Raw genomic sequence first — 4,742 nt, 5'->3', positions numbered from 1 at the left:
GAATATAATGAGAAAACCTACTACCGGGTAATGTCAAAGCTGAAAAAAAGCTTCAGGGCTGTTCCCCAGTCCAGAGTGGAGTCGCTGCAGGATTTTGTTGACCGGTTTAATAAAAGCCTGGAGTCATTAGGTGATGATGCCGAAGAGTACAAACTTCGCCTTAATCCTGATTTTACCGGTAATACGCCACTTGAAAACATAAGGTTCACTCGTAACGAGCAACGGGAACCCTGGGCTGTCAGAACCCAGGCAACATTAAATGGTAATTATCGAGCCATTGGTGACCCGTTTGCCATGGTTGAAGATCTTATTCATCGAAAAAGCACAAAATCAGTGTTCCCCGATTTCCTGAATGCCCGGATCCTGGCTCATCAATACGCAAAGCGCATTGATACGGGGCCGGTCAGCGAGAATATAAGGTCTTTCCTTACCCATTTTTTCTTCGAACGATATTTCATCTATCGAGCGTCTGATCCTGATCAGGAAAAAAAGACGAGAGTGAATTTTCTGTTCAGGTTTGCGGAAATCGAGGCCATTACCTCCATTCTGAGTGACCGGGAAGTCGACACACTGGATCGTTTTTTTTCCTGGGATTCTATTGAAAGCCTGACGGATGAGATGCATAAAGAAATATTGTCGCGATTTCCCGAGGACAGAACCTTTCCGGAAACTAAAAGACTACAGCTAATGGAGCGGGTCGAAAGCGTTGTGGAAGCCATTGCGGTAAGGAAGAAATATGGTGCTTTTCAGGCTCCGGTTCGCTCTCCGATTATTTCAACAGACCTAAATGTCATTCCTATCGCGCAAGGCAAAAGTGAGCTGCTTAATATGGGAATGCTTAACTCTGGCTCCAGGCTACCGATTGTGGCAACGGCTGATGGTCAACATCATGTCAAAATGGAAATCAGGCATACTGACTCGGAGATAATGTCACTGGTTCAAGAATCACCCGACGCTTCAGGCTTGAACGGCTGGCTGGCACTGATGCTGAACCCCGATGCCCTGGGTACTAATCCTGAGGCAACCCGGCACTTTATTTCAGGCCTGGGACGCAAAGCGGCGAGTTACGCCGTGCTTAACCAGAGCGATTTTTTTTATGAAAGTCTGCAGGACAAGCTGGTCGGCCTGACGGATGACCGCATCCGGCAAGTGGAAGACATTTTCATTGATCTGAGCCGGAAAGAAGACTCTGCCTTTATTGGTGATGCCAGCAGGCAATATTTGCTGGGTGAGCTGATCAGGCGCGGGGCCCGTGAGCTGTACACCGATCTGCTCTATGGTCAGTCAGACAGTCAGCCAGATTCCGGTAAAAGGGTTATCAGGCTGGCGCAACTCCATGCTCTTTCTAAAACGCCTCCGGTTGAGTTTGAGACTGCTGGTGGGAAGACGACCATCAAGCTGGAATTTGATGCAGAAAGGTCAATGAGGGATTTTTACCGGAAAGATCAGGACGGTCTGAAAACCCTGGTGGTTGGCGTAAGGAACGATCTTGCCTACGACATGGACGACAGCAACTACCGGGTAACCTACGACGGCATCGACCTGAATGAGATCAAAATAAACAGGGTAGATCTTCTACCAAAAACGATTCTGGTGATTGATAAAAACCGTTACAGGCAGGCACTGTTGTCCGGCAGTCTGAACAAGCATCAGTTGCAACTGGATATTAATGCGATCGTCCGCCAGTTTTCAGAAAAAGGAATAGTGGAAAAACTGGAGGCATTGGGCACTAAAGCCGGTGACCAGCTTGATTTAAATGCGGGCAGGGGCATCCGCATTGAATTGATGCCAGAGTGGTCGCCGGCTGAGAGCAGGATACTGATGTATGACCGGGATGACCCGGCCCGGCCAGTGCAAGTGCAGTTGGGAACCCTTCGTGCCGAAGGGGAAAGCCTTCCCGGTCTTGTTAAAACCCTTTACCCGTTAGCCCTGGCCGCCAGTTACACGAACAAACCTGACCCGGCACAAGCCTTGACTGACGGCAGAAGAAAGCTGATTAGTACGATCTGGAATGAAAATATCCGGCAGGATTTCCTTGTTGACTTTGTCGATACCGTTGGCTTCACGGCTCGTTATGACCTGGTCGAGGTACCGAGGTCAACAGACAGCCTTTATCACAAGATAATGGTCGGTCAGGAACACAACTGGCAGATTCGTTTCGGTCTATTTACTGACTTCGAGGTGGCCTTTAAACATTTACCACCAGAACGACTCAAGCAGGTGTTTGCCCGGGCCTTTCAATACCTTGGCCAGGTGTCGGAAGCGGAGCGTGCCCTCTTTATTTTGGCTGTGACCAAAACCTATGAAACCCTGAGTCACCCGGTTAATGGCAACCGGGAAAAAGCAGACGCATTGTTAAAAGCCATCGGTCCTGAACATCTGACCAGGATGAAAGACTACGCTGTGTCAGGCCAGCAAAAAACGATCGTATCCATGACCAGAGCATTGCGGTCAGTGCTCAGGCAGGTCAGGGGAGATGATGGTCTGGCGCGGGTCGAGTTTCCATCCACCGGCAATGCAGTGGTGGTTCTTGATCCTTCCGAGTTTGAATACAATGGCAGGCAACCTCTTGAATTTGCCATCAGTGATTATGACGGTCAGCAGAGGCAGCTTGTTTACAGGAGCAAAGCGGCCTCTTATGAGCGGCTGGCGTTTAAGCTGCTGATTAACAACTCCAGTGGTGAGATCAGGCTGGTCAGGACTGATGTTGATTCAGGCACTGACCGTCTGGTTTTGAACCTTGATAAAGCCGCCTTGATAAAGCCACAGGTCAGCCCCTTTTTGCAGAGCCCCCAAAACATTAAGACAACAGAAGTCGTCAGTTCGGGAGAGGACTCGCGTTTCTGGTTGGTCAGGATGAAAGACAGTGGTCAGTATGGGATCGTTCTACAAAATGCTAAAAGTGATGGACAGCAACCGGATGTAAACAGCGCACCGAAGCATGTGCGGATCGTGCCCTTCGCTGAGACAACAACCGTCCGGCACATTCAGGACGCTATTGCAGTGGACAGCGAACTGAACCCCACAACAGGTCAGCCCAAGAAAGGCTGGTTATTTACTGCTTCTGACCCGGAACTGAGGTTCATTCTCTTTCATCTCCCCGCAGGACTGGCTGACCAGAACATTGATGGCATTCAGAAAGTAAAAAAAATGCATCATTCGCTGGAGCTTTTTTTTAAGAGTACCGACGAAGGCAAGGCATTAAAAACACGTTTGGAATCATTGGCCACAGAGCTGGCCCGGCCAGTTTCTTTGAGTGATCTCCCGCAGGTTTCCCAGGCAGCCGAAGGAAAAGTTTCCCGCCTCATTCCCGGTCAGGCCAGGGTTCTGCTGACACTGGACACCACTATTAGCCAGAATAATCGCCTTGAGCGCTACCAGGGACAAAATGGGTTTGTGACAATAAAGATAGACCCGTCAACCATCAGGCAGGGAGCTGAAATCAGTGATAGCACCCAGCTGTTTCCCAGGCTGGCCAGTGTGTTTCCGGAGCTGTTGCCTGCCAGTGGTGAGCTTGAGTATGAAAACCGCATCAGGGAAAGTCTGGGATTGCCCGCCATTGAGCAAAAAACCTCGGACGCCATAGCCAGGGGAGATGAGCAACTTGTCGTCCGATCCATTGAGGTAGCCCGGGGACTGCGTCTGACTATTGATGAACAGGGGGCTTATGACCAATTTAATCGACATGTTGTTGTTGCAGAAATGCCTCCGGGGAAGGATGGCAAGCCTTATGCACGGCTGGTGATGGACACTGCAGACTCCCTGCGTTTGGAAATCAGTGATCCTGAGTCGTTTAAGGCGGTTTCCGGTCTGGAAGTGGCAACGATCCGTGAGCTGCTAACCAAAACGCTGCGTGATGATCAGGCGAACGGTCGCTATCTGGTTCAAAACCTTGAGCGTGTTAACCAACAACTGGTGGAACTGACTTCAGGCAAACAGCTGCGTTTTAAAGCGGTGAACAATGAGCTGATTGAAAAAATTAAGACTTCCCTGCCTGATTTTATTGATGCTAAACCAAGGTCCCCCAAAGGGTCACCGGTCAACCATCGGGTGTTCGTCAATTTACAGTCCTGGGGAAGCCCGCTATCCGGCCTGAATCGCCTGATGCCCAGTGAAAGTGTACAACGGTTTCTTGCCAAGTGTCGTTTAGAAGCAGAGCAACTGGCACTGAGATATATGCCTGTTGGCAGCCAGCACCGATCTTATATTAAGTCCCTGTTTACCAACTTCCTGTTTCAAAGCATTACCAAAATTGCCAGACAAGTGACGCCTGACGTTTCCACAGGGTTCATGCCCTTGACGGGTGTCAGTGACGCGGTGGCCGGCGAGTTACCGCAAAATGCGGCGAGAGAGCTGAGTGAGACACTGAAAAAAAAAGGTTTTGATGCTTTCACTGCGGCTGTTAAAGCGTCTGCCCGTCGCATCACTGATTTCGCCAATATTGATAAAAATGTTCTAAGAGGGCATCTGTTCGATAAATCCGTGTACAGCGTTTTTGCGGAAACTCTGTCGCTCAGGATATCAAAAGGAGAGGCGTTCCAGTTACCTGTTGAGCCCATGTCGCTGAGCCCCCGAAACGGCCTCCGTGTCATTGACCCGGTAGCCATTAGCGAAGGGCAACGCCAGCCACTGGTCAAGAGTGGTGACCGGGTGTTTGGCATGGTGAGTGTCGATACTAAGCGAGTGGCCTCGTGGCAAAACCTTGGCTCAGGGGAAGTGGATGGGTTACTGCAATTAACCCG

Annotated in this window: 1 protein-coding gene; it reads left to right on the top strand. The window is 50.1% G+C overall.

Annotation, left to right across the window (positions count from 1 at the left end; genetic code table 11):
* Positions 1-4,742 (top strand): hypothetical protein (locus tag KDK19_RS08360; RefSeq protein ID WP_257291724.1); only part of this gene is annotated, 4,742 nt, incomplete at both ends.

The organism is Endozoicomonas sp. ONNA1, assembly GCF_024606325.1.
In the GTDB taxonomy this organism is placed as follows: domain Bacteria; phylum Pseudomonadota; class Gammaproteobacteria; order Pseudomonadales; family Endozoicomonadaceae; genus Endozoicomonas_A.
The sequence above is the reverse complement of the archived record's forward strand: the minus strand, read 5'-3'. Positions and strand labels throughout refer to the sequence as shown.